Origin of the sequence: Prauserella cavernicola (assembly GCF_016595675.1) — a bacterium.
GTDB lineage: Bacteria > Actinomycetota > Actinomycetes > Mycobacteriales > Pseudonocardiaceae > Prauserella_A > Prauserella_A cavernicola.
In genome coordinates this window covers 396641-397396 of sequence record NZ_JAENJH010000006.1, presented here as the reverse complement: position 1 = coordinate 397396, position 756 = coordinate 396641, and the positions used below count along the sequence as shown (strand labels likewise).

At 66.8% G+C, this 756-nt stretch carries 2 protein-coding genes and 1 pseudogene; 1 reads left to right on the top strand and 2 read right to left on the bottom strand.

The window, feature by feature from the left end; genetic code table 11:
• Positions 1-132: integrase core domain-containing protein (locus tag JHE00_RS24310; protein WP_200318223.1), on the top strand; the 132-nt coding region annotated here is incomplete at its 5' end.
• Here JHE00_RS24310 and JHE00_RS24305 read toward each other — a convergent pair.
• Both JHE00_RS24305 and JHE00_RS24300 read right to left on the bottom strand, forming a co-directional pair.
• Positions 129-296, bottom strand: a pseudogene (locus JHE00_RS24305) (hypothetical protein); the annotation flags it as partial. The gene JHE00_RS24310 and the pseudogene JHE00_RS24305 sit on opposite strands and share 4 nt — an antisense overlap.
• 160 nt (positions 297-456) lie before the next feature.
• On the bottom strand, positions 457-756 hold a 300-nt coding region (locus tag JHE00_RS24300), incomplete at its 5' end, for a Rid family hydrolase (RefSeq protein ID WP_200322068.1).

The window sequence follows — 756 nt, the reverse complement described above, 5'->3', positions numbered from 1 at the left end:
ACCTCAACCGAACAACGCAACACCGCACTGCCCGCCTGGCTCCATTTCTACAATCACCATCGCGCCCACTCCGCCATCGGAGGCCGCCCACCAGCCACCCGGCTGACCAACCTCCCTGGACATCACAGCTAGCCGAACACGCCGCGTGCCAGCGCATCGCCGAGGATCGCCGCGCCCAGTCCCGCGAGCACGCTGACGACCGCGTTGGCCGCGGCGAGGACCTTCGCGCCCGTCTGCGCCAGGCGCACGGTCTCGAAGGAGAACGTGGAGCAGGTGCTCAAGGTCGCGAAGAGCCCGGGGCCGAGGAACTACTGGCGCGCGGAGGGCACCGGTGCGGCGGGCACCGGCTAGGTACAGCTACGCCGTCAGGGCGCCGAATTTGGTAGCGCGCGGTCGCCACGACGGACCGGCGCCGTCCCGGCTTCGGGCTGACCGCCTGTCGCGACGAGGTGCGGTTCAGTTCCCGGAGCCGACGATCGCGGTCACCCGGATCTCCACCCGCATCGCCGCCAGACCGAGAACCGTCACACCGGTTTCGGTCCAGATCGGCGCACGACCACCAAGCCGACGACGAAACTGCTCGACCATGACCGAGTTGTGGTCATCACCGATCGCATCATCACCCGGAGCCACCTTGTGATACGAGTTCACATGGATAACGTCCCTCCACGACGCACCCACCGTGGCCAACGTGCGCTCCACATTGTCGAAAGCCCGGACGATCTCCTCCTCCAACGAATCCGGAATCACCAGATC